Annotated in this window: 19 protein-coding genes; 5 read left to right on the top strand and 14 right to left on the bottom strand. The window is 65.6% G+C overall.

From position 1 onward, the window contains the following. Positions 1-362 precede the first annotated feature (362 nt). From ACVWY6_RS18270 to ACVWY6_RS18245, 6 genes are all read right to left on the bottom strand, one after another. Positions 363-1,148 carry an alpha/beta hydrolase gene (locus ACVWY6_RS18270; protein WP_457539943.1) on the bottom strand — a complete coding sequence of 262 codons (786 nt, stop codon included), beginning with the start codon at positions 1,146-1,148 and terminating at the stop codon, positions 363-365. A gap of 245 nt (positions 1,149-1,393) precedes the next feature. Next, positions 1,394-2,119, bottom strand: a complete 726-nt coding sequence (locus tag ACVWY6_RS18265; RefSeq protein WP_457539941.1) for an ABC transporter ATP-binding protein — start codon at positions 2,117-2,119, stop codon at positions 1,394-1,396. Beyond that, positions 2,116-4,959: an ABC transporter permease subunit gene (locus tag ACVWY6_RS18260; RefSeq protein ID WP_457539939.1), complete on the bottom strand. Its 2,844-nt coding sequence runs from the start codon at positions 4,957-4,959 to the stop codon at positions 2,116-2,118. Before ACVWY6_RS18260 ends, ACVWY6_RS18265 begins: the two co-directional genes overlap by 4 nt. Before the next feature lie 532 nt (positions 4,960-5,491). Then, a complete protein-coding gene (locus ACVWY6_RS18255; protein WP_457539938.1) occupies positions 5,492-6,733 on the bottom strand; it encodes an NAD(P)/FAD-dependent oxidoreductase in 1,242 nt (413 codons plus the stop codon). 99 nt (positions 6,734-6,832) lie between these two features. Continuing rightward, positions 6,833-7,021 (bottom strand): ferredoxin, encoded by a 189-nt coding sequence (locus tag ACVWY6_RS18250; protein WP_457539936.1) that lies wholly within the window; start codon positions 7,019-7,021, stop codon positions 6,833-6,835. A 58-nt stretch (positions 7,022-7,079) separates the two neighbouring features. Next, on the bottom strand, positions 7,080-7,910 hold the full coding sequence (locus ACVWY6_RS18245; protein ID WP_457539935.1) for a mycofactocin-coupled SDR family oxidoreductase: 831 nt from the start codon (positions 7,908-7,910) through the stop codon (positions 7,080-7,082). A 332-nt stretch (positions 7,911-8,242) separates the two neighbouring features. On the opposite strand from ACVWY6_RS18245, the gene ACVWY6_RS18240 reads away from it, so the two are divergent. The 4 genes from ACVWY6_RS18240 to ACVWY6_RS18225 all read left to right on the top strand — a co-directional run bounded on the left by ACVWY6_RS18240 (position 8,243) and on the right by ACVWY6_RS18225 (position 14,566). After that, entirely contained in the window at positions 8,243-9,451 is a 1,209-nt protein-coding gene (locus ACVWY6_RS18240; protein WP_457539933.1) for a cytochrome P450, read from the top strand. Between the two features lie 83 nt (positions 9,452-9,534). Continuing rightward, a complete protein-coding gene (locus ACVWY6_RS18235) occupies positions 9,535-10,590 on the top strand; it encodes a hypothetical protein (RefSeq protein WP_457539931.1) in 1,056 nt (351 codons plus the stop codon). 131 nt (positions 10,591-10,721) lie between these two features. Then, complete coding sequence (locus tag ACVWY6_RS18230) at positions 10,722-13,196, top strand: CaiB/BaiF CoA transferase family protein (RefSeq protein ID WP_457539929.1); 2,475 nt, start codon at positions 10,722-10,724, stop codon at positions 13,194-13,196. Between the two features lie 329 nt (positions 13,197-13,525). Next, positions 13,526-14,566: an alpha/beta fold hydrolase gene (locus tag ACVWY6_RS18225; protein WP_457539927.1), complete on the top strand. Its 1,041-nt coding sequence runs from the start codon at positions 13,526-13,528 to the stop codon at positions 14,564-14,566. A gap of 67 nt (positions 14,567-14,633) precedes the next feature. Here ACVWY6_RS18225 and ACVWY6_RS18220 read toward each other — a convergent pair whose 3' ends face one another. The 8 genes from ACVWY6_RS18220 to ACVWY6_RS18185 form a co-directional block, all read right to left on the bottom strand. Beyond that, the gene (locus ACVWY6_RS18220) at positions 14,634-15,419 is read right to left on the bottom strand and encodes an enoyl-CoA hydratase/isomerase family protein (protein ID WP_457539925.1); all 786 of its coding nucleotides are present in this window, start codon (positions 15,417-15,419) and stop codon (positions 14,634-14,636) included. 43 nt (positions 15,420-15,462) lie between these two features. Further along, positions 15,463-16,650: an acyl-CoA dehydrogenase family protein gene (locus ACVWY6_RS18215; RefSeq protein ID WP_457539923.1), complete on the bottom strand. Its 1,188-nt coding sequence runs from the start codon at positions 16,648-16,650 to the stop codon at positions 15,463-15,465. 8 nt (positions 16,651-16,658) lie between these two features. Further along, positions 16,659-17,780, bottom strand: a complete 1,122-nt coding sequence (locus ACVWY6_RS18210) for an acyl-CoA dehydrogenase family protein (protein ID WP_457539921.1) — start codon at positions 17,778-17,780, stop codon at positions 16,659-16,661. Positions 17,781-17,871: 91 nt separating this feature from the next. Beyond that, positions 17,872-19,653, bottom strand: coding sequence for an acyclic terpene utilization AtuA family protein (locus tag ACVWY6_RS18205; protein ID WP_457539919.1), 1,782 nt, complete (start codon positions 19,651-19,653; stop codon positions 17,872-17,874). Between the two features lie 217 nt (positions 19,654-19,870). Next, complete coding sequence (locus ACVWY6_RS18200; protein ID WP_457539917.1) at positions 19,871-21,046, bottom strand: hypothetical protein; 1,176 nt, start codon at positions 21,044-21,046, stop codon at positions 19,871-19,873. A gap of 371 nt (positions 21,047-21,417) precedes the next feature. Next, entirely contained in the window at positions 21,418-21,879 is a 462-nt protein-coding gene (locus ACVWY6_RS18195) for a nuclear transport factor 2 family protein (protein WP_457539915.1), read from the bottom strand. Beyond that, positions 21,876-23,396 (bottom strand): acyl-CoA synthetase, encoded by a 1,521-nt coding sequence (locus ACVWY6_RS18190; RefSeq protein ID WP_457539913.1) that lies wholly within the window; start codon positions 23,394-23,396, stop codon positions 21,876-21,878. Before ACVWY6_RS18190 ends, ACVWY6_RS18195 begins: the two co-directional genes overlap by 4 nt. Next, complete coding sequence (locus ACVWY6_RS18185; RefSeq protein WP_457539911.1) at positions 23,396-24,475, bottom strand: LLM class flavin-dependent oxidoreductase; 1,080 nt, start codon at positions 24,473-24,475, stop codon at positions 23,396-23,398. The genes ACVWY6_RS18190 and ACVWY6_RS18185 overlap by 1 nt, the downstream gene beginning before the upstream one ends. An 82-nt stretch (positions 24,476-24,557) precedes the next feature. On the opposite strand from ACVWY6_RS18185, the gene ACVWY6_RS18180 reads away from it, so the two are divergent. Then, positions 24,558-25,829, top strand: coding sequence for an FAS1-like dehydratase domain-containing protein (locus ACVWY6_RS18180; protein WP_457539909.1), 1,272 nt, complete (start codon positions 24,558-24,560; stop codon positions 25,827-25,829). Positions 25,830-25,843: the final 14 nt, after the last annotated feature.

Here is a 25,843-nt window from a genome sequence, read left to right as displayed (position 1 = left end):
AGGGCATGGTTCGATCGTCGTCGTCGTCGAGTTCACTGCAAGGGCACGGCAGCCGCCGACGTGCTTTACGTGAACGAGGGGGCCAGATGGTGCAGTAGATCAAACGACCAACACGTGTCCGGCACCTTCAACGCCTCGGTCGACCGGGGAGAGTTGGGATCGGCCATCATCGACGGCTCCATCGATCCGGTTCGGGGCCTCAGAGCCAGCTCGAGTGTTGCTGGGTCTGCCCATTCGACGTCAGCGCAGCAGTTCTCGCCTCGATCCACATGGCGGCGCCGACGACTACTGGGCGCTCCCCAGCGAACCTTAGCTGCCGCCGAATTGGCCACTATGAAGCCGACTTCCGCAACTCGCGGCAGTCACAGATGTCGAGCGGTCAACCACTGATGGATTCGTTCGGCAACTGAGGCCCAGCCAGGCTCCAGCATCATGTTGTGGCCCATGTCGGGGAAGTACTCGGGTTCGGTGTGATAGGCCGTCGCCGTGTCCTGTGCGAGCTGCTTGCCCCAATAGACCTCTTCTCCTTCGAGTATCAACATCGGCGTCGTCACGACGTTGGGTCGAACGAGATCCCGGTAGATCATGTCCTGACACACTGCGCGATAGCTTTCTGGACCGATGCGTGAGAAGCACTTTTGCACGATTTCCTCTGGGGTATCCGGGCGGAACAGCATCTTCCGCACGGAAGCGGGAGTGCCGAAGCTTCGTGCCGGATTGCGAGTCATCGCTATTTTCAGGCTGATCCACGGCTGCCTGAAGGCGGTGCGGAGGCCTGCGCGGACGAACGTACGGGGCGGGGCCGTCGACACCAATACTGCTGCAGGCGTGCTCCGCGTCTCGAGATACTTCTGGACGATGAAACCGCCCATCGAGTGACCGATCAAGATGGGTTCGGTCGGTAGCCCCTGGGCGACCGACCGTACGTCCTGGACGTAATCCGCTATGGAACAGCTGTTGAGCGGCTTGCTCGTGGGGCTTTCGCCGTGGCCGCGAAGATCCACGGCCACTGCGCGATAGCCCACGTTCACGAAGTAGTCGAGAAAATGCTCTTCCCAGCACCATGCCGAGTGGCTTCCACCGTGAACGAAGAGCAGTGGTGTGTCTTTTCGATGGGCCGCTGCGCCCTTGTCAATGACGTGGATCATGGTGCCCCCGGTCCCGATGCGCTTACTCCGGCTGGAGCACGTCGCACGCGAGGCTCTTGTCTCGATGAGATAGCGGATATTACTTCGACTCTGCGGCTGGGCTACCCCTCCCGACGAGTTTGTCGGGCCGGGCTAGGTGCCCGACAACATCAGGGGGCGTGTGGGAGGCCGGTGCCTTGAGCCCCGGCCTCCCCAGACCACATCAGGTCAGACCTCACTCGCCAGCTCGCAGACCGGCGACCCCCTCAGGATGCGGCGTCTACGGTCTCACCCAAATAGGCCCGCTCGAGAACCGAGGGGTCGGCGATGAGCTCGGCCGCTGGACGAGAGAGCACGGCTGCCCCGTGCGCCAGGACAACGGCGTTGTCGGCAACCCCCAACGCCAGGCGCACGTGTTGCTCGACAAGGACCACCGCCGCGTCGGTCTCGGTAGCCACTCGCCGCACGATCGGCAGGAGTTCCTCCACGATCACCGGCGCGAGACCCATGGACAGTTCGTCGATCAGTAGGACACGCGGGCCGAGCATGAGTGCCCGGCCGACTGCCAGCATCTGCTGCTCCCCACCGGAGAGCTTGCCTGCCTCGACCTTGTAGCGCTTCGCCAAGGAGGGAAAGAAGTCGAGAACCTGTTCGATGGTCGTCCCGCCGCGGCGACGGCAGAGAGCCAAATTGTCCCGGGTCGTGAGGCCGGTGAACAGCGCTCGGTCGTCGGGGACCAGCACGACTCCCTTGCGGGCAGCAGTTCGGGCGCTGCCCTTACGCAGTGTCTCCCCGTTCATCAGCACCTCACCCCCGAGGGAGGGCTGCAGCCCGGCAACGGTCACCAGGACCGTCGTCTTGCCCGCACCGTTCGGTCCCAGTATCGCCGTGACCTTGCCCGCCTCGAGGACGAGATCGAGACCACGGACAACGGGACTGCCCTTGATGTAGCCGGCGTCCAGGCCCCGGCATTCCAGCAGCGCGCCACTCATTTCGTCACCGCCGCTGAGTAGGAGGGGGCTGCGACGGTGGCATCCGACGATTCCCCTTCGTCCGAGGTTCCGAGGTAGGCCTGCTTGACCTTGGGGTCGGTCCGGATCGCGGACGGCGGACCGTCTGCGATCACCGCCCCCAAGTCGAGAACAACAACGCGATCACACACTTCCAACACCAGCCCCATGTCGTGGTCGATGAGCAGAATCGTCACTCCGTAGTCACGCACCCCGCGCAGCCGCTGCCCCAGCCATGCGCTCTCCGTGCTGTCCAAGCCGCTCGCCGGCTCGTCCAGCAGAACCATCCGTGGCCGGCCGGCCAGCGCCCGCGCGACGGACACCAGTTGCTTGTGCCCCTGGGAAAGCTCGCGCACAGGCCGGTCTCGGACATCATCGAGCTTGAGCACCCGGAACAGCCCGGTCATGTAGTCCTCGTCCTCTGACCACTCGGTGTGCGGACCGCCATGGCGAGCGGCCTCCTGACCGACCGCGACGTTCTCCTCGACGCTGAGGTCCTCATACAGCTCGATCCCCTGGAACGTGCGCCCCATGCCGGACCACATCCGTCGGTGCGGTGGGAGTTCGCTGATGTTCTTACCCAGCAGTTCGACGCGTCCGGTCGCCGGAGCGAACCCGCTGAGGGCATCGACGAGAGTCGTCTTGCCGGCGCCGTTGGGACCGATGAGCCCGACGATCTCGCCCTCGCGTACATCGAACGAGGCATCGTTCACCGCCACCACACCGCCGTAGCGCACCCCGACGGAGTCGATTCGAAGGACCACGTCGCCGATCGCAGGTGTGCCCGGCCCGGGACCCACATCGGTAGCCGTGCCCGCTGCCTCATCTTCGAGGAAGCTGTCGTCGTACGCCTCGGGCACCCGACGGCGTGAGTGTGTGTACCGGTCATGGATCCGGTCCACCATGCGGTGCCAGGGCCCGACAACACCCTCGGGTTCGATGATCACAGTGAGGATCAGACCGATTCCTGCGACGATCTCGTACCAATGGCCAAGTGAGAATGAGTTGTTGAGCAGGGTGTAGAGGATGCCACCCGGGGCGATGACGCCAACAACGATGCCACCGGCCAGCGAGGTCACGCCCGCGATATAGACGGTCGCGAACATGCTCAGGCCCACGATTGCCGAGAACGTGTCCGCCGTGGCAGTCGTTTGGGCGTACCCGAGAAGGGCTCCACCGAGACCCGCGATGAAGGCGCCGATGGCGAAGGCGATGATCTTAGTTCGAGAGACCGCGATACCGGCCGCGGCTGCAGACCGCTCATTGGCCCGTACCGCCAGCATGGCTGCCCCGAGCCGGCTCCGCCGCAGCAAAGCGACAGCAAGACCGGCAATCACCAGCAGAATCAGACACATGAAACCGAAGGTCAGCCGTGGATAGCTATCTCCGCTGCCGATCCCGAGGTCCACGCCGAAGAGCTCGGGTGAGCTGATGGGGGACCCGGAGAGCCCACCGTTCCAGTCCGTGTTGCGGAACCACAACGCTTCCACCGCGACAGCAAGCGCAAGGGTCACGATAGCGACGGGGAGGCCTCGGATGCGCAGTGCCGGAAGGCCGACGAGCACCCCGATGACGGTGGCAACCAACGCCGCGAGGAGAGGGGCCAAGGGGAAGGGAACTCCCCACGCCTCGGCGAACCTGTTGAGCGAGAAGGCGGCGACCCCGGCCAGGGACAGCTGGGCGAGGCTGATCTGACCTGCATACCCCGTGACGACCACCCACGACAAGCCGATGAACGCGTACACCAGGGTGAAGATCACGCCGGATCGCGTCCCGCCGCTGGTGACCAGCAGCGCCACCACCCCGATCGCAACGCCGACTACTACCGGGATGACCAGGTTGCGCGGGCGAGGGGCTCGGCCCAGTGAGCGCTGCACGATCGCACCGCGCGTAGGCAGCGGCCGCCCCCGAAGAACGAGGAAGACCAGGATGACAATCAGAGGGACCAGCTGTGCCGTGCCACTGGACGGCAGCCACGACCAATCGGTCTGCAGGTATGTCAGCTCGGACTGCACCATGCCGATCGCGAACGCTGCGGCGATGGCCGGTCCGATTGCGGTCAGGTTGCCCACCAGGGCCGCAGCCAGCGCCGGAACGATGAACAACGTGTAGGCGCCAGGCACCACCGGCACGATCGGCGCGATCAGGACTCCCGCCAGCCCGGCGACCGCCGCACTGATGGCCCAGTTTGCGAGCGCGATCCGCTGCGGAGACAACCCTGACACCAGCGCGCCCTTTTCCGACTCGGCCGCCGCCCGGGTTGCGAGTCCGAACCGGGTGAACCGGAACCACAGCGTGAGGGCGATCCCGACGGCCACGATGATCGCAGCGAACCACACCCGGTCCATCGGGATGCGGATGTCCATGAACTCGACGACGTCCCGCGGCAGGATCGGTGTCACCGACTGAGACTGGGTGCCCACCTGGGTCGCGATCGAGGCCTGGATGATCAGCAGGACGCCGATGGACGCAACGGCCGGGGCGATCGGCGGAGCATTGCGTAGAGGCCGGAACACGGCCACGTACAGGAGCATCCCGAACAACGCCGAGATGGCCATTGCGATCAGGATCGAAGGGATCACCCCCGGATCGCCGCCGATGCTGACCGACTCCTGCAAGCCCGGGATAGGGATGAGTAATTCTCCCCGACGCAGGAACGCGTACACGTACGCAGCGAGGAGGGCTTGCGCACCGGTGGCGAAGTTCACCACGCCGGAACTGCGGTAGGTCATCACGAGGGCCAGGGCCAGGGCGGCGAATACTGCACCGCTGCCCAGCCCCAGCAGAAGGAATCCGATGTGCGTCACCGTGGCGTACCTCATTTTCAGGTTCAGGAATGGGGGCCGTCCCGGTTGTTGCCCGGATCGGATCGTCCAAAAGGGCCCGACGGAGCATCGCGGGGATCACTCGTCATCGGAGATGTGAACTTCGTCATATAATAGAGGAGACTCAATTAAGAGTCAATGTCCGATTCAAGCTGACACGGTGAGGGGAGACGCCTTCAGCGGTTACGTCCGAACGCATGCGGACACGATGTCATCGGCGCCATGCGCCGACCATCCGCATTTTCGACATTGACGCATTGGGCTGCGCGCTGCGGGGAAATGAATGACCCTCAGCCGTTCGGCAGGGCGAGAACCAGCGCAATGGTCAACCGGTGACCGCGTGGTTGCAGTTGTTCCACCGGGCCCTGAGTTGGTGACAGGGACGTCGAACAGGGTGGGGAAAGTCGACAAAATACTCGTGCGCGACGCACCGAATAGCACTGGATTGCAATGCAGTTGACGTTATTGCGGGAGCCTCACCACATGGTCATCCGCGACCCGGGAGGTACCGGCGACCGCCGGTGCAGTCTCAGGACCGGGCAAGTGCAAGAGCGTCGTCGTAGCTGCCCTTCGCTGCCAGCAGGTTGCGCATGCGCATCACCCAGCGAGGCGCGCTCGCCCCGACCACTCCGGTGAACCGCCCGTCGCGCCCGTAGACGGCCAGGAGCCGATCACCGCTCGGCCCCACCGACATCAGCTCGACGTCGTCGTCCGGCTCTGGGCTGCCGAGCATCTGCAGCTTTCGATCGTATTGGTCGCTCCAAAAATAAGGCACCTCATTCAGAGGAGCGCTCTGACCGAGGATGTCGCGGGCCACAGTCGTTCCCTGATCGGCGGCGCTCGTCCAGTGCTCGACCCGCACGCTTTCGCCGGAGTGCGGATCCCGCCACCGGGCGACGTCCCCGGCGCTCCACACTCCCGGGTGCGAGGTGCGGCCTCGAGCATCTGTCAAGACACCGTCGTCGACGGCTATGCCGGAGCCCGTGAGCCACCCCGTGTCAGGAACGACACCGAGACCGACCAGTACCACCGTGGCATCCACGACGGAACCGTCCGAGAGAAGCAGCTCGCGGCGGCCGTCGCGGGACGACCTGACCTCCACGACCGCGGTGCCGCAGCGCAGCTCGACGCCGGCCCGCTCGTGCAGGGCGGCGACCTCGGCCCCCACGCGCGTCCCCAGTACCCGAGCCAGCGGTGTGGGGAGCGTTTCCACCAGCGTGACCGCCGCGCCCATGCTCCGAGCACTGGCAGCAGCCTCGCAGCCGATGAACCCGCCGCCAACCACCGTTAGCCGACCGTGCTCCGCGATGTCGCGCCTCAGCGCCAGCGCGTCATCGAGAGACCGGACGACGTGCACCTTTGGCCCGGTCAGGCCGGGAAGGGTGCGTGCGGTCGCGCCATTGGCAATCACGAGGGCCTCGTAAGTCAGCTCCTCCCCGTCATCGAGGAGGACCGACCGGTCGCCCAGGTGGAGGGCGACCGCCCGACGCGCGAGCTTGATGTCGACGTCGAGCGACGACCACTCCTCGCGCAGCGGTGAGTCATCCCGCTCTCCGCGCAGCACGGCCTTCGTCAGCGGAGGCCGATCGTAGGGAAGATGCTGCTCAGCGGCGACGATGCTGACCGCCCCGTCTCCGCCGAGCCGTCGATACTCCTCGACGATCCGGGTCGCCGCGAGTCCTCCTCCGACGACAACCAGACGCCCGCCGCCGCCAGGGATCATTGCGCCTTCGGGCCCGGCCGCCGTGCCGGGCGTTGTCCCACTGCTCATGACCACTTCTTTCTCGATGCACGCAGCCGGTCCCCGAGCACGCTCCAGCGACGGTCGCCCGATCGGCGCCGCTCGGCGAAAAGAGGTGCCGAGCGCGGGTCAGCTGACGGTGATGGCCCGCTCAGGGCAAACCTCTGCGCCCTTACGTGCCGAGACCTCGAGTTCAGCGGGGACCTCACCGTCAAAGGGCAGGACATATCCGCCGTCATCGAGTTCGTAGACGTCAGGTGCGATGGCGTTGCAACGGGCATGGCCCGCGCACTGGCTGGTGTTGATGGTGACCTTCACATGTCCTCCTGGTTGTCGAACGGCGCCGATGCCGGCGCACGACTTGGTTGGCCGGTAGTCAGCGCACCGTGAACCCGGCGTCTAGTGGGAGCTGTACACCGGTGATGTACTTGGCCTCGTCGGAGACCAACCACGCGACGGCGTTGGCGATGTCCTCGGCTTCGAGGATCCCGATGGGCAGCAGGTTCTGCATGCCCGAGATGTCGTTGTTGCCGCCGGCCGCGGCCTGCGCCATGAGCCGGTCCATCGGCTCGTTCTGGGTCATTCCCGAGACCACACCGGTGGGGTGGATGGTGTTAACCCGGATCCACTCCGGTCCCAGGTCGTTGGCCAGGGCCTGCATGTACCCGACCAAACCGCGCTTGGCCGCGCTGTAGGCCTGATAACTGGCCCGCGGGCTACTGGTGCCCTTGAGTCCCGCGGTGGAGCTGGTGATGACGATCGAGCCGCCCCTCCCACCCTCCTTGAGTGCTGGAAGTGCCGCGCGAATGGTGTGGAAGGCTCCGGTCAAGTTGGTGTCGATGACCTCCTTCCACTCCGCGAGGAAGTCCTCTTCCTCGCCCAGGCGGATGATGCCGGCGTTGGCAATGATGATGTCCACGCGGCCGAATTCGGCGATGCCCTCGTCGAAGGCCGCCTTGAGCTGGTCGTAGTCGCGGACGTCAGCTTTGCGGGCGACGATCCGGCGGTCCAGCTTCTCGACCAGCTCGACGGTCTCGGCCAGATCGGCCTCCGAAGCATTGGGGTAGGTCATGTGTGGGTAGTTCTCACAGATGTCGACACCGATGATGTCAACACCTTCACGTGCCAACCGAACGGCGTGGGCACGGCCCTGGCCGCGCGCAACACCGGTGATGAACGCGACGCGGCCCTCAAGCGATCCGGCCATGGTGGAACTCCTTCGTTCGTGGGTTTGGGTCGTTCGTTGGTTTCGGGGCTAACGCCCCGCGGCGGTGAGGTCGTCGAAACCCCTGGGACTGAGCGGGGTGCCGCGCGGATTCCACGGACGCGTAGAGCCGCACGCGCCTCGACGGCAGTTCAGAAATCGATTAATGAGTATTCTAATTACGTTACTCACGCCGACCCGTCCTGTCCATCAAAAGACCAGAACGGCTCATTCGGGATCGACCGGGCGATCAAGCTGCGCCTCCTGTCCGCGCTTGTGACCCGCGCCACGTCGGGTGTACATTTAGTTCACTCATTAAGACGACAGGAGCGATTGTGACATCTGCGTTTACGGTCCCGGAACACGTTCCGGAGAACCTGGTCCGGGACTTCGACCATATTGCTGACCCTGAGTTCTTGGCCGACCCATTCGAATCCCTGCTGAGGCTCCGCGGGGACGATCGTGCTTTCTTCAGCCCTCGTTGGGAAGGCTTTTGGGTCCTCACGCGGGCAACAGACATTCGTGAGACGTTCCAGCGGCCCGACCTCTTCTCGAACAATCCGGGTGGGCTTCCAGCGAAGCCGACAGAGTATCCGCTCATCCCGGAGGAGCTCGATCCGCCAGAGCACACCAAGTACCGGCGGGCCATCGCCGGCATGTTCTCGCCGAAGGAGGTCGCCGAGATGGAGGACGACATCCGAGGCATCGCCCGCGAGCTGCTGGAGACCGCGAAGTCGTTGGGCTCGGGTGACTTCTGTCAGCTGTACGCCGTGCCGTTACCGACTCAATTCTTCGTCAACAGACTGGGTCTGCCGGTCGAGGAAACAAAGCAGTTCGTGTCGTGGAACAACGACATGATGCGCCACACGGATGATCCGGTCTCCGATCGGGCAGCTGCGATCAATGCGTATCAACAGGTACACGCGCGCATAACGGCTCTGGTGGCGGACCGCAAGGCTCAACCCCGCGAGGATTGGGTCAGCCGACTCTTCGAGACGCGTGTCGACGGCGAGCCGATGGGCGAGTCCGACGTGATATCTGTGACGATGTTGCTCTTCATGGCTGGGCTGGAGACCGTTGCCACGGCGATGACGTGGTCCTTCAACTTCCTCGCGCGCCATGACGAGTACCGGCAGCAGTTGGTCGAGGACCTCTCCTATTCGGCGGCAGCCGCGGAAGAACTGCTGCGGTACTTCTCCTTCACCAACAACGCGCGGACCGTCATCGAGGACATGGAATTCGCCGGCGTCCACATGCGGAAGGGCGATCGAGTACTGCTGTGCAATTCCCTCGTATCCCGTGATCCGGAGGAGAACGAGAGGCCTGACGAGGTGGACTTCGACCGGACCGTGTCCCGGAACGCGATCTTCGGTATGGGGCCGCACCGTTGCCTCGGATCCCACCTCGCCCGCCTGGAATTGAAGATCGCCTTCGAGGAGTGGCACGAGGCCATTCCTGACTATCACGTCACCCCAGGCACGGAACTCAGCATGCACGGCGCCGGCCTGATGAGCATCGACAAGCTCCCGCTCAGCTGGACCTAGGCCAGGAGAGCGTGAGCAGGTCCGGCGGCCGACTCGGACCGCCCCGAGAACTTTCGTGTGAAACAGGGAGACAGTCGATGGCGATGCGGCGAGTAATTGTGTGGGGAACCGGGTATCTGGGGCGCGACGGTTTGAGGATGGTCATAGATCATCCCGATCTCGAGTTGGTCGGCGTCCATGCCTGGTCGAGGGAGAAGGTCGGAATGGATGCCGGAGACCTCGCCGGCGTCGGACCGACGGGCGTGCGGCTGACGGATGACGTCGAGGAATTGCTGTCGCTGGATGCCGACTGTCTGGCCTACTTCGCCAGCAGCGCAAATCGAGAGACGCAAACCACCGGCGACGTGGTGCCATTCCTCGAACGCGGCACGAACGTGGTCACCATCTCGCACTTCGAGCTGCAATACCCCGTCCATGGGCAGTCGGAGCATGTCGATCCCGTGCAAGAGGCGTGCGAGCGCGGGAAGAGCTCGATCCTCCTGACCGGGGAGGACCCGGGGTTCGGATTCGGTCAACATCTATTCACATTGCTCAACGTCGCCGGGCACGTGGATCGGATCGACCTCATCGAGATCTCCAACGTGCGTCGCTACTCTGCGACCGAGTCGCTCGACATGTACGGATTCAACAAGCCGCTGGACTACCTTCCCCCCATGTTCACCTCGGAAGTGGGGGCGTCGTGGCATATCAACACCCTCCGCGGTATCGCCGACTTCATAGGTGTCGGGGTGGACGAGTTCCGCCAAACCTGGGACACCGCCGCCGTCGACCACGACTACGAGACCGCCGCCTACGGCCTTGCGAAGGCAGGAGCGACAGCGGCGGCTTGGTGGAAGGTCGAGGCCATGTTGGGCGATTCGCCAGTGCTCGTCTACAACAAGATCCTCCGACTCCACGAGGATGCTGCCCCCGACTGGCCGAACTCCGCCTTGGCAAAAGGCAAACCGGGTGTGACACAACAGATCAAGATCACCGGCAACCCGGTGCTCGAGAACGAGCTGTTCCGGGTCGGAGGAGGCCTCAGCACCACTCCCCTGTCGGCCGTCGCAGCGATCCCCTACGTCTGCGACGCTGCGCCCGGCATCCGGCTCCAGCACGAGGTTCCCCTGTTCCCGCCCAGGAACATTCGGGTCAGCTGAACCGCCCGTGCCGCGGCGGCTCGCCGGTTATCAAGTACGCGCCATCGCCTCTGCCCGGTGTGGCCACAAGACACGATCCCCAAAGCGATTCAAGAAATACGCGGAACAATTCCGCTGGCCGGAGGAACACAGTGACTAACAACCCATCTCACGAAGTCGCGTCGGTGGACACCCAGGACGGGCCGGGTCCGCTGACGGGATTGCAGGTCGTGGACCTGTCCACGACCGCACCGGGCGGTCAGGCCACCCAGTTCCTGGCCGACGCCGGGGCCGATGTGGTGTTGGTGGAGCCGCCGGGCGGCAGCCCGTTGCGGGCCTCGGCGGCCTGGCCGGCGATGAGCGGTGGAAAACGCAGCATCGTGATCGACATCCGAAACGAGGCCGGGCGGGCCGAACTGGACCGACTGCTGGCGGGAGCCGACGTCTGCGTCACCACCATGCGTCCGGCCACGCTGACGCGCCGCGGGTTGACCGCAGAGCGGCTGGCGGCTGTCAACCCCCGACTGGTGAGCTGTGCGATCACCGGGTTCGGCATGTCAGGGCCATGGGCGGATCTTCCCGGTTACGAGGCCCTGGTGATGGCCAAGCTCGGGATGTTCCACGCCAAGGCCAACATGGTCGAGCGGCCGGGACCCGCTTTCGTCTCTGTCCCCAACGCCTCATGGGGTGCGGCACAGACGGCGGTACACGGCATCCTGGCCGCGTTGCTGGACCGGGAGAGCACCGGGCGCGGCCAGCATGTCGAAGCTGACCTGGTCCGCGGTGCCAGCATGATCGATGCCTGGAACTGGTTCGGTGAGCTGGTCGGTATCCGCTGGCCAGGCGCTTACCACACCGTCGCCCCCTACAGCGCGGCCGGCGAGCCGCGCAGCCCGATGTCCTACCCGCTGTTGGCGGCTCCGACCAAAGACGGCCGCTTCCTGCAGTTCGCGCAGGTGGGCCCGCGGCTGTTCGTGGCCATGCTGGAAGAGCTCGGCTTGGGCTCTCTGCTCACCGACCCGAAGTGGAAGGGCATCCCCAAGCTGGAGACGCAGGAGCTGCGGACCGAGCTGTGGGAGATGATGCTGGAGAGAGTAGGTGAGCGGACGCTCGCCGACTGGCAGCAGGTGTTCGAGACCAACCCGAACCTGAGTGCGGAGCTGTTCCGCCGTGGGCCCGAGGCGCTCGACCACCCGCAGCTGCAGTGGGAGGGTCGCGACGTTGTCGTCGACGATCCCGAGTACGGGCGGGTCCGTCGTCCCGGCGCCCTGGTTCACGTAGAAGGGCATCCCTTCCTCCCGCCGCGCCCCGCTCCCCGCCTCGACGAACACGGCGCCGAGATTCGCGCTGATCTGGCCGAGTCCACGGGAGAGCCGTTCGCAACCGACGTTCCGCCGACCCTGCCGCTGGACGGGGTGACCATTTTGGACTTCGGTGTCATGTTCGCGGGCCCGTTCGGCAGCACCCAGCTGACCGACCTGGGCGCGCGGGTGATCAAAGTCGAGGCGGTGTCCGGGGACACGATCCGCAACGTGCTGCCCTTCCCCGAGTCCGGCGGAGCCCGGGTCATGCAGGGCAAGGAGTCCATCGCGGTGGACATCGGCACCGACGAGGGCCTGCGGATCTTGCACGAGCTCGTCCGCCGCGCCGACGTCGTGTTGCAGTCGTTCCGCGCCGGCGCCGCCGAACGAGCCGGCATCGGCTATGACGCACTGCGCGCCATCAACCCCGACCTGATCTACGTCAACGCCCCCGGCTACGGGGTCGGCGGTCCGTACGGCCACCGACCCGCCTACGCCCCGTCCATCTCCGCCGCGGTGGGCCTGGCCCTCACCGATGCGCCCGGTGCCACTCGGTCGGTGCACACCCTGGAAGAGAAGAAGTCGGCGATGCGCCAGTTCAACTCCGCGACCGCCGTGCCCAGCCTGCAGGCTGACGGCCTGGCGGCTCTGAGTGTCGCCTCCACCATTCTGCTCGGTCTGCTGGCCCGTCAGCGGTCTCGACCCACCGGACCCCTCACGGTGACCATGCTGGCCACCGGCACACATGTGCTGCTCGACCGGCTTGTCGACTTCCCCGGGCGCCCACAGACGCCAGAGGTAGACGACGACTGCATCGGGTGGAACGCGCTCTACCGCATGTATCGCGCCGCCGACGGATGGGTCTGCCTGGCTGCGCCCGCCGCCAAGGATTGGGCGCCCCTCACCGAAGCGCTGGCCGACTTCGTAGGCCTCGCTGACGATCCCCGCTTCGCCACCCCTGAGGACCGGACTGATCACGATCGAGACCTCGCCGAAGCCCTCACCCACGTCTTTGCCCACAACCCCGCCGCCGAGTGGGAAAAACGCCTTCTCAACGCCGGTGTGGGCTGCGTCCAGGTCACCGAGGCGATGCCGGAGAATCAGATGCAGACGAACCCCGAGCTCGCCGCCGAGTATGCAGGCACCGCGACGAGCCCCATCTTCGAGGAACACCTTCGCTTCGGCCCCTCGGTGAAGTTCTCCCGTTCCACCACTCAGACCAAGGGAGGGTGCCTCACCGGCGAGCACACCGACACCATCCTGACGGAGATCGGATACGACACCGAGGTCATCACGGATCTTCACGCGCGGCAGGTTGTCGGCTGAACGAGCATGGCGGAGATCCTCACCGATCCACAACAGGCTCAGACCTCGATTCGCCGTTTCGCCGGGCCTGAACGCCCAAAGCGGCTGGCCGACGAGTCCCTGTCGAGAACTTCCCATCAGGCCAAACCAGTTCGGCCCCAAACAAAGTGGCGCGATGTTCTGTCCACAGAACGACGAGAGTATGAATTGAGATCCACAGGACCATGAAACGATCTCGCCGCACCACAAGATTGCAGGCATCGGCAGTTGCGAGCGTAGTGCTCGGCCTTCTACTCAGCTTCGCGGGAACCGCGGAGGCAAGTCCCGGCCTGGAGAGAGAATCAGGAGAGGTGAACTGTGAGCGGCACACGGTGCCGGTCTCGCTGACGCCCGGCGGGGCCAAGTCACTCTCTATATCTGGCGTTCTTTGTGCAGCACCGGCGGACGTCAGAGACGAATCCACGATTCAGCTCCTTGTTCCAGGCGCGACGTACGACCACAGCTATTGGGATTTTGGGGAAGTCAATGGAACCGACTACTCGTACGCGCGAGCGGTCGCGGCATCCGGCATCCCGACATTCGCCATCGATCCTCTCGGTACTGGTGAAAGCTCCCGGCCGCCAAGCGCAGATCTCACCATCGAAAAAGCCGGTGACGCCCTACATCAGGTAGTGCAGGCCCTCTTGGGGACAGGCGATTCGTCCGGTGACCCTGGATGGCCTCGTTTCGGAAAGGTGATTCTCGTCGGTCATTCTCTGGGCTCAATGACTGCATGGGCGGAGGCCATCAGATACCGCGACATCAGCGGCCTCATCGTCACCGGCATGGTTCACCATGTGTCGGGCGAGAGAGCGATGGGGTTCGGAACCTCTCTCTATCCCGCTGTGCTCGATCCGAAGTTCGCCGGAAAGATCACCGACCCGGGATATTGGACAACCAGACCAAATACCCGCGGACGTTCGTTCTTTGATGTCCCGCATTCCGACCCATCGGTGATAGCAAAGGACGAAGCAACGAAAGACGTGTTCTCCGTGGCGCAGTTGAACGGGTTCTTCCTGAACCTCAATGACGCGACTCGGGCAATCAACGTGCCTACCATGGTCATCATGGGATCGGACGACTTTCTTTGTCCTCCGGGCCCCCTTGGTGACGCGCCAGGTGTGTTGGGCAGCTTCGACTGCAGCTCAGGCTCGGCCATTGCTTCTCAAGAAGCGCCACTCTATGGACCCAGCGCGCACGTCGAGGCTTGCTCAGTTGCCGATTCCGGTCACGACATAACGCTCAGTGCTGGTCACGCACTGCAGGAGGCCGCCAGTGTTGCCTGGTCGATGAGGGTCATCGGACAACGCGGGGTCCGTACTGATACACCCCTGCCTACTGCCTGTGGTTGAGCAGACAACCGGTCGAAGGGCGCTCACAAGATGATCATGGCAGGAACGCGAGGACCCCTCGCCTTCTTCAGTCCCCGCCCGGTTGTCCCGGCACTCGGTCCGGCCAGCCGTCGGCGAGGACGAGATGGGTGTTTGTGAGCCGCTCGATGTCGCGAGCCGTTCCTCGGTCTGTGCCTGCGACCAGGTCTACGGCCAACTTGGCCGCGCCCAGCGCTTCTGCAGGTAGGGCGACGATTTCGCGGATCCGCGACAACACCGCCTCGTTGAAACCATCTGCCGGGAACACTTCGTGAACCAATCCGATCCGCTCAGCCTGGTGCGCGTCGACGCTGCGCCCCGCCATCGCGATCCACTTGCCCCAGTGCGGCCCCACCAGACGCGTCAGCCTGCTTACCCCGCCGCTGCCGGGAATCGCACCGAGCTTGACCTCGGGCAGCTGGAAGCGCGCCTCCTCTGAGGCGAAACGGAAGTCGCACGAGCAAGCCATCTCCAGCGCTCCGCCGAGGCAAGGCCCCTGCGCGGCAACGAAAACCGGCTTCTCCACCGACTCGATCTCGTCGTAGAGCAGGTGGTGGTCACGGTATGCCCGACGGAACTCCGAACCCCGCTTCGCCGTGGTGACCGGCGTCTTGGCCGCCAGATCCATCCCTGCCGAAAAGAAGCGGCCCCGGCCGGTGATCAAGAGCGCCCGCAGGTCCTCCCGGTCGCCGAGGTTCCGCACTGCGTCCCACAGGACCGCGGTCATCTCAGGGCTGATCGCGTTCAGCTTTGCGTCCCGGTCGAAAATGACGATGAGCACACCGTCATCCTCGACGGTCCGGATGTGCGGGGTGTCCGTTCGCTCGTCGGTCATGATTCCTCCAGGTTGGCGTTCGAAACAGCGGGCGGCGGAGGCCTCAGCGAGGCGGCATCGCAGGGTCATGCGGCAAGCCGAGGACCTGCTCGCCGATCGTGTTCCGCTGGATCTCGGAGGTACCCGCGCCGATTGTCGCTGCGCGGCTGGAAAGGAAGCCGCGGGTCCACCGGCCGCGCTGCACCGCGCCCGGGTCCTCCTTGAGCAGTAGCGCGTCCATCCCGAGCATATCCACCGCGAACTCGTGCAGATCCTGCTCAAACGAGGTGATGAACAACCGCGCGGTAGACGACGCCGGACCCGGCTCTCCCCGGCCGATGATGTCCGAGATGATCCGCATGCCCGTATATCGCATGATCCGCACCCGGATCTCGAAGTCCGCCAACTTGTCCCGCACCAGCGGGTCCGCAGCTACGTCGCGCTCTCTGGCCAACGCGATCAGTTCGTCGACCACCCGCCGATACGTGGTGGCCTGGTTCATCGCTCCCGCGGCGCGCTCATGGCCAAGTGAGGTGCGGACCAGCTTCCAACCCTCGTTCTCCTCGCCGATCCGGTCCGCCACCGGAACCCGGACGTCATCGAAGAAGATCTCCGAAAAGTGCGAGCCACCTGTGATGTCCCGCAGCGGGCGGATGAGAACACCCGGGGCTCTGGCGTCGATGATGATGTAGCTGATGCCCTTCTGCCGGGACTCCTGGGTTCCGGTGCGCACCAGCGTGTACAGCACGTCCGCCTGGCTCGCCTGGGTATTCCAGACCTTCTGCCCGTTGACGACGTAGTGGTCGCCGTCACGCTTGGCGGTGGTCCGCAGCGCGGGGAGGTCAGACCCGGCCCCCGGTTCCGACCAGCCCTGGGCCCACACGGTGTCGCCGCGCAGCATCGAGCGCAGCCAGCGGGCCTTCTGGTCGTCCGTGCCGTACTTGATGATCGTCGGCGCGACGATGCCCAGCCCGGTGCCCTGCGGCCCGGGTACCCGCGCCTTGCTGTACTCCTCCTGGTAGATGACCTGGCGAGCGAACGACAGGTCCATCCCACCGTGCTCTCTGGGCCAACTCGGCCCCGCATAGCCGGCGTCGAAGAGGGCGGCGAGCCAATCTTTTTGCCAGGCCCTGCGTTCTTCGGGTTCACGCGGCGGCTTGCCGGGGTGGTTTTCGGTGAGGAAGGCGCGCAGCCGAGCGCGGAACTCTTGGTCCGTCTCGGTGGTGCTGTTTGGCGTGGTGGTGAGCGTCATCTTTTTCCTCACATCCCGACCAGGTCTGCCAGCCGCGCGCGATGCACTGCTGGTGTGTCGAAGAGCAGCTCGGAAGACTTGGCCCGCTTCAGGAACAGGTGGGAGTCGTGCTCCCATGTGTAGCCGATACCGCCGTGGATCTGGATGGTTTCCTTGGCAATCTGCACAGCGGTGTCGCCGACCCAGGCGGCGCAGACGGCGGCAGCCGCGGCGAGCTCGACCGGGTCCGCATCGGGGTCGGCGGCCAGCGACGCGGCGTGGTAGAGGGCAGACCGGGCGGCCTCGAGCTGCACCAGCATGGTGGCGCACTTGTGCTTGATGGCCTGAAAGGAGCCGATCGGGCGACCGAACTGCACGCGCACCTTGGCGTACTCGACACTCAGATCCAGGCAGGCCTGCGCGGTGCCGACCTGCTCCGCTGCGAGCGCTATGAGCGAGAGGTCGAGGACACGACGAAGGTGACCCGCCGGCGCGTCGACCCGCTGCGCGGGCGTGCCTTCAAGGTCGATCCGAGCAAGCCTCCGGGTCTCGTCGAGTACTGCGAGCCGCGTGCGGGTCAGCCCCTCCGGGCCGGCGACCGCGTCGATTGCAAACAGTGCGGGGGCGTCGTCCGCCACGGCGACGACGAGCAGCAGGTCCGCCGACTCACCGCCGATCACGAAGTTCTTTGTCCCTGTGAGGACGTACCCGTCCCCGGACCGCTCGGCCACGGTGGACACCGCGTCGGCGTTCCAGCCGCCACCCGGCTCCGCCACCGCCAGCGCCGCGGTGACCGTGCCCTCGACGATCCCCGGCAGCCACCGTTCCTGCAGCGCGGTGTCCGTGCTGACGGCGAGCGCGCGACCGGACAGGGCGACAGTGGAAAGGAACGGCTCCGGGCTCAGGGCGCGCCCCAGCTCCTCCAGCACGATACCCAGCTCGACTGCGCCGAAGCCCATCCCGCCGTGCTCCTCGGGCAGCGCTATGCCGTGCAGCCCCAGCTGGTTCGCCATCTGCCCCCAAACCGCGGGATCGTGCCCCTCGTCGGTCTCGACGGCCCGGCGCACCGCCTCCGTCGGGGCCTTGTCCAGCAGGAACCGGCGCACTGACGCTCGCAGTTCCTCTTGCTCGTCACTAAACGTGAGAGTCATTCGTACTCCTCACCGACTTTCGCAGCACTGCGCGGCCAGCCAAGCATATCGGACTTTCGGCATAAAAAGTATCCTCTTTTCGCACGCAGGCTTAGTTCGCGACGCCGCCCAACAGGCCGATAGGGACGTCGACGTGCTTGGCGCGCAGGAATTCGCCGAGCGACTTTCCGATCTGGTCCAGCCCCAGGTACGAGGAGCCGCTGGTGCCGAAGAAGTCTCGGAGCACGAACGACAGGCCGTGGATCGCCGGCATCGGATACCGCTCCACCGCGACACCCTCCCGGAGCCCGAGCAGCTCTCGGAGCCGGTCTTCGGTCAGGAAGCCCACCAGCCACGGGTACGCGGCCGCATACGGCTGCGGCACCCAGACGCCGAGGTTGGCGTTGCCGCCCTTGTCCCCGGTACGGGCGTAGGCGATCTCACCGAAAGGCACCCGCCGGGTCTCGCCGAGCTCCCCCGCAGCCTCGACTGCGACAGGTGCGGGCTGGCCGTCGAACGGGGCGGTCTTCGGGACGGCGACAGGGATTCGTCGCCCGTCGGCGAGCACGACCTCGTGCTGTAAATCCTCCTGGCGGACCAGTCCCGGCCAGTAGTCGATTCGCTGGACCTCGGCCCCGGACGCTCCTGTCATGTCGAGGTAGTAGCCGGGGATGCTGCCCAGCCCGTACGAGGTGAACTTGCCCAGGAACTCGCGCACCTGCCCGCGCTCGTCCGACGAGGCCGCGATCTGCACCGCGACGGTCGCGGCGTACTGGTCGGCGGGATCCTCTGCCGGGCGCCCGCACGGTGTCACGAGGACCTCGGTCAGGTTCAGGCCTTCCGCGGCTGCGGCGGCTTGCCGGCGCAGCACATCGATTTTGGCCTCGATGTCCAGGCCGGTCGGGTAGATCCAAGTGGCGCCGCGGTAGCCCGCGAGCCGGTGAATGCCGACCTTCGTGGTCGCCGGCGGCGGGCCGCCCTGGATGCCGGACACCCGGACGCGGTCTGGCCCCTCCTGGGTCAGCTGAACTGGGTCGATGTGAGCCACCACGTCCGGGTTCAGGTAGCGCGGTCCCTGGATCTCGTACATGAGCTGAGCTGTCACCGTGTCGACGGTGACCGCTCCGCCGTCCGACGCCCGCTTTGTGATCACGCAGGACCCGTCCTCGTCGACCTCGGCGATCGGGAAAGCCACCAACGTGTTGTTCGGGATCGTGGTGAAGCCGGAAAAGTTGCCACCTGCAGCCTGAGGCCCACACTCGACAATGTGGGCGGCGACCACGGCGCCGGCGACCCGGTCCCAGTCGTCTTGACCCCAGCCGTGCCACCAGGCCGCGGGGCCCAGAACGAGCGAGGCGTCGGCGACCCGGCCGGTGATGACGATGTCGGCGCCCGCCCCGAGCGCTGCGGCAATGCCCCAGCCGCCGAGGTAGGCGTTGGCCGCGAAGACCTCGGGACCCTCGGGATCGAAAGCCGCGCCGGTGTCGAGGTGGGTCAGCTGCTCCTCGGCCACGAGTGCCGCGGTGCGGTCCAACAGGTCGTCGCCGACGACATGGGCGACCGCAAGGTCTACGCCCCGCTCGGCGATCACCGCGCGCAGCGCCTCCGACAGGCCGGCCGGGTTGAACACCCCGGCGTTGACCACGATCTTGATCCCCCGCTCGGCAATGTCGCCCAGTAGCGGCTCGACCTGGGCGAGGAAGACGCGTGCGTAGAACTCTCGTGCTCCCCGCCCGCTGCGTGAGAGCCCCGACGCAATGGCAGACATGGTGATCTCGGCCATGAAATCGCCGATCACGACGTCGACCGGCTCCCCTCGGACGGCCTCCTCGAGCGCGGTGAACCGGTCGCCCATTGCGCCGGAGAAGTTCGCGATCCGTACCGTTCGTGCCATCGAAATTTCTCCTGTACATGGCGCCGATCACAGCAGCGCCGAGTTCGCCGCAAGTTGACCCTTGCCGCTTCTGCCCACCTGCATGTTGCTCTCAGAGAGTGGGGATCCGGCCACACGGCCACGTAATTAAGGTTACTCTACTCGAGTCCCATAGCGGGCGGCCGCGCCGCCGGCCCCACCGGCGACCATGGTTCTCGAGTTCAGCCCAGCTGGAGTCTCAGCTTGTTGACGCCGTCTGCGGCGAGGCATCGATCAGCGGGCTCGGGAAGTCCCGCAGGTCTGGGTAGTAGTGCGCAAAGGTCGAGGGGTAGATGATGCCCGGCTGCGCCCCGCAGACGATCGGGATGGCCTGGATCAGTGACACCGCTGTCGCGTTGTATGTCGGCCGTGTGCCGTCGTCCTGCAGGATCTTGTTCTCGATCACCGAGGCGGCCATGGCGATCCGAGCGTCAACCGAGGTCGGCTTCGCCTCGATGCGAGCAGTCGCGAGGTAAGGCATCCCGTTCATCTCGACTGGGGAGTCCTTTTCGTCCACGAAGAAGATTTCCTCGAGGGTGAAGAACGGTTTCCCGTCCACATGGCCGACATATCGGTCGAGCTTTCCCGCGACCATCCCCTTCGCGACCTTGACGACTGCAGTGGAGCCGTCCGTCTTGTGCACAGGGATCTCCCGATCCTCCTCGGCCACGATGAAGCCGCGCTCGTAGTCGACGCGGTCAACCTGCATGCCGAGAAGGTGGCAGGTCAATGTGATCGTTTCGTGGTAATAGTGCGCGCCTCCCGTGTGCTCCTGCCGCACGTCCTCGGGCGGTCGGCCAACCCCGATCCGGTCGACCAGCATGTCGAGGGTCGGCAGGGTGGAGATGTTGGAGATCTCCTGGACCTTGATCGAGTCAATGCTCGTACAGACTCCGGTGAGACCCAAGACCCAGCGCTCGTTGAGCAGGCCGGGATTGATCCCGCTCGAGTGCAGCGCCGTGCCGCCCGTACGGCACGCAGCCTCGACCTTCTCCACGAAATCGGCTCCGTGAACCGGCAGCCAGTGATAGGCGGTCGCGCTGGCCACGTTGATGCCCAATTCGAGCATGCGGACCACGTCGTCGGTGACGTCGGAGTCGATGTCCACCGGGGCCGTGACCCGTGTGGCATGCAGAATGACATCGGGCTTGAGGGCGAGAATCGCTTCTTTGTCCTTGGTCATCCGCACGCCTGCCGTGCCGTAGCCGAAGTACTCGCCGGCGTCCTGACCGTCTTTCTCGTCACTGAAACACAGAACGCCGACCAGATCGATCTCCGGCTTGTCGATGGCTTCGCGGATCAGCGCTTTGCCGATACCACCAGGCCCCCACACTGCTACTCGAAATGGGGCACTACGGTCCGAGCGTCGTGTCATGGGAATCGCCTTCCTTTGTTTTTGATGGCGCGGAGAGTCTTGAAATCTGCCTGTCAACGCGCGTCCCGGAGGCGCCCCAGCACGCACGCCAGGTTGCTGTCGGTTCGGAGAGCATTCCCGGTGCGGGCGGCCAGCATGGCGACCTCAGCGCCCCCTTCGGGGGGACCTATTTCGTACACTACATTATTAGACCTAGCCCGATGTTGAGTTTCAAGAAACAATTTCTGGCTATCTGAGTACACCTAATACAGACTCCGCGTGTTGAAACTGGGCGGGTGCAGAAGGTTCCGGTGGTCTTGTTCGTTCCCACGGGCCGCGGCCCCGCGTAAGGGGTCGATGCCGATCCGGCCCTGCGCCTCGCGACTAAGGGGTCACGATGCGTGGACTCGCTCATACCAGCTGCCGGGCATGACTGTGTCCACTGCCACCAGACGATGGGACAGCAGCCAGCGGGCGCCAACCGGCACGAATACATCGCGGTAGCGACCCCAGTGGTCAGGGCCCCGCTGGGTCAGGACCTGGAAGTACGCTGAGGCCCCGATCCGCTCGGACGTGACCGAGGTGAAGGCGATATTGGCGACGAAGTGCCGGATCCGGGGAACTTCCGCGGCAGAGCCCGGATCGCGTCGAGCGCCGGACAACATCGCCACGATCGCTTCCCGACCGACCGCCGTCCCGTCACCCTTGACCTCGAGAACACCATCCTCGGTGAAACATGCCGCGAGCTCCGCGAGGCGGAACCGGTCCCCGGCGTGGGTGTACGCCGCGTACGTGTCCCGCACCCGTTCCCGGGCAGCGAGCTCCCAATCCGCCATCGACTGTGTCCCGGTCATCGATTCAGGTTCCGCTTGAGTACTTTGCCGCTGGGCAGACGCGGCAGCTCGTCTGTGAACGACAGCGTCCGCGGCGCCTTGAAGTGGGCGAGGTGGCGGCGTACGAACGAGATCAGCTCGGCTGCGAGGTCGTCGCCGGCAGCAGCTGGGTCGGCCGGTTGGACGACGGCATGGACGGCCTGCCCGAACTCCTCGTCTGGCACCCCGATGACCGCCACATCGGTCACAGCGGGATGAGCGATCAGCGTGTCCTCGATCTCGCGGGGATAGATGTTGACCCCACCCGACAGGATCAGGTCGGTGCGCCGGTCGGCGAGGTAGAGGAAGCCGTCGGGGTCGACGTGGCCCAGGTCCCCCAGGGTCGTCCAGCCGCGGTCGTCCCACGCGCCGGCCGTCTTCTCGGGATCGTTGTGGTACTCGAATCGAAGGGTGTCGCTGAACCAGACCGTTCCGATCTCACCGGTCGGCAGCTCACGCCCGTCGTCGTCACAGATGTGAGGCTTGCCGACCACCGGACGGCCTACCGACCCGGGGCGCTCGAGCCAGGTCGCGGAGTCGATCATGAAGAAGCCGGTTCCCTCGGACCCTGCGTAGAACTCGACCAGCTTCGGTCCGAACCACTCGATCATCTGTCGCTTGACATCGACCGGGCACGGTGCCCCGGCGTGGACCACGACCTGCAGCGAGCTCACGTCGTGCATCCGACGCACGCTCTCGTCGAGCTTGAGCATTCGCACGAACATCGTCGGCACGAACTGGGCATGGGTGACCTTGTGCAGATCGATCAGCTCAAGGGCGTGCGCAGCCTCGAACCGCTCCATGACCACGACCGTGCCGCCGCTGCGGATCGTTCCGACCGACCACCCGAGCGGCGCTGCGTGGTACAGCGGGCCAGGGCTCAGGTAAATCGTGTCGCGACCGAATCCGAACGAGGTGGCCATGATGTGGTCGATCGCATGGCCGGTGCCGAACAGCGCACCATTGAGCTCCGGCAGGATGCCCTTGGGCCGTCCGGTGGTGCCCGACGAATAGAACATGTAGTAGCCCTCGAGCTCGGTCTCGAGCGGCTCGGGCGACGCTTCGGCCACTAGGGACTCCAGGCGCAGCGCACCGGCGGGCTCCGCGCCCTCCTCATAGCCGATCACAATCCGGGCCACTGGCCGCGACGCCGCCGCAGCGCAGTGAGTCGCGACCGCCTCGAGCTCAGGCGACGAGATCAGCACCGTCGCCTCGCAGTTGTCGACGATGTAGGCCGCCTCGTCGGCCGTCAGGTGCCAGTTGACGGGCGTGTAGAACAGTCCGCTGCGCTGCGCTGCCCACACGACAGGGAACAGCTCGATCTGGTTGGTCATCAGGATCGCGATGTGGTCGCCGGTCCTGAGCCCGAGATCGTGAAATATATGTGCGATCCGATTCGACTCCGCCTCCAGCTGGGCGTAGCTCAAGCTCTCACCGGAGTGCGCCATCACGACGGCGCGCCGGTGACCCAGCTCTGCGGCAAGCCGCGTCAGGTGCATCAGTCCACTGCCCCGGCAGCGTCGATGAAGGCCGGTTTGGGGCCGCTGTCAGTCATCCGCGGGCTCCTCGGTCGAGGCGGGGCGACAAGCACCAGGCTGTTACGGGCGTAGACCGCGCGCCGCCGGTCGCTGACCAGGAACGACGGAGGCGCTAGGAAGGTCACGTCGCGAGCAAGCGAGCCCTCTGCCTGACGGACAGCGAACTGCTCCCGGGCATCGGCAGAAGTGCCGCAGACCGCGATGGCCGCCAGCATGTCGTCGGTGACCGCAGCCGCGAGACCGTCCATGTCGCCCTTCCTGAAGGCGGCACGGAGCTGATGGACCTGATCGGCCCATCCGTGGGCCTCGACGAACGGATCGTACGTCTTGACCGTGAGGTAGAAGGCCACCATGCGGCGGGCGTCCTGAATCGCTCGCGCGGGGTCGGCGTCGTCGATCGCGGTGATCAGCCAGCCGTGCTCGACCGGAGCGGGGCGGTCGTTGTCCGCGCGCTCGGCGAAGCCGGCGGCCGTGGCCGGACGGACGACCTCGTCCCACCACTGGGCTGTGAACAGCCCGTGCCCGATGACGCCGTCGCCTACGCGTGCTCCGGCGGCGGCCATGACCTTGTTGAATCCGGCGAACAGCACCGGCACGTCGAGGCGGCCGAGCACAGGCGCCTGCACCTTCGCGTTGATCTGGTAGTACTCACCGTCGTAGACCACCGGCTTGCCGTTCTCGGCGTGCAGCCAGGCCCGGATCGCGCCGGCCAGGTCGCTCATCCGCGCGACGGGGCGATCGGCCTCGACGCCGAACCAGTCACGGTTGATGGAGTACGCGCCCGATCCCAGCCCGATGAAGATGCGGCCCGGGGCCTTCTTCGACAACGAGCGTGCTGCGGCTGCGTGGGCGTACGGCGTGCGGGCGAAGGCGTAGGCGATCGACGTCCCCACCAGGGCATCGGTGGTCTTGTCGACCATGTCCGCGAGCGTCGAGTACGCCTCGAGATCGACGAACTCGCCGGTGCAAAAGGCCGACACTCCGGCCTTCTCGGCCTCGGCTGCCAGGTCGGCGCCGGGCCACAACATCCCAAACTGCACGTCAGCCCCTCCCTCGGTATAGATAAATTATATAACTGCTTGTAGTCTCGTGTCGAGAGTCCCCGCCCCCAGGAGGAAATGCGTGAGCACCACCGATAGCAGTCCGGCATCGACCGAGAGCACGTTCGGCGTGCTGACCGACGGTGCGTTCGAGCGCTCGCGCGCTCGCATCGGGATCCCGGAGCGTCCGCTCACGCCGCACAACCACGAGGTCGCGACCGACAACGTGCGGCACTTCGCCTACGCCTACGGTGACTCGAACCCGCTGTGGTGCGACCCGGACTACGGCAAGAACACCCGCTGGGGTGGCCTGATCGCCCCGCCCAACTTCATGTACACGATGGGCGAGAACGCCGCGCCGCCATTGTCTCCGGAGCAGAAGGCTGCCCTCAAGGGCGACCCGTTCGCGGGCCTCGGCTCATACCAGGCGGTCATGGAGTTCGAGTACTACAAGCCCCTCATGCTCGGCGACCGCTGCCAGGTCCTCCGCGCCCAGGTGGGCGTGCAGGAGAAGCCCAGCAAGTTCGGCAACCGCACCGCGCACGTGACCAATGACTTCCTGTTCGCGAACGGTGACGGAGACATCGTCACGATCCAGCGCGGCACGTGGATCAACGCCGAGCGGCACACCTCGCGCGCGAACGCCAAGAAAGTCGACCCCATCGACTTCACGAAGCCTTACACCGACGAGCAGATCGCCGAGATCGACGCCGCATACGACGCCGAGACGATCCGGGGCGCCGAGACGCGCTACTTCGAGGACGTTGCGATCGGGGACGAGATCCAGCCCCGCGTCAAGGGCCCACTGACGATGACCGATGTGGTCGTGTGGCACGTCGGCTGGGGCATGCAGCTCACTCCCCCCGGGGCGTTTGGCATCTCCCGCAAGATCCGCAAGAAGATCCCCGGGCTGTACCCGCCCAACTCGCGCAACATCCCGGACACCGTGCAGCGTCTGCACTGGGAGTCCGAGCGCGCCACCGAGCTCGGCATCCCGATGAACTACGACTACGGCGCGATGCGCGAGACGTGGCTGACGCACGCTGTCACCGATTGGATGGGCGACGACGCGTGGCTCTGGAAGCTGTCGTGCCAGCACCGCAAGTTCAACTACATGGGCGACACGACGTGCGTCACCGGCACGGTCGTGGACAAGCGTGAGGTCACCGACGAGCAGGGCGCACGCCACGAGGTCCACCTCGAGCTGACCTGCACCAACCAGCGTGGCGAGGTCAACACCCCGGGGACGGCCGTCGTGCTGCTTCCGACCCGTGACAGCGCGGTCAAACTACCCACGCCGCCGGCCGACAACCTGACCGACCTGCTGGACGTCGAGATCAGACGCTTCGCCTGACGTCCGACACACCA

The sequence above is a fragment of the Williamsia sp. R60 genome (assembly GCF_054063855.1).
The sequence above is the reverse complement of the archived record's forward strand: the minus strand, read 5'-3'. Positions and strand labels throughout refer to the sequence as shown.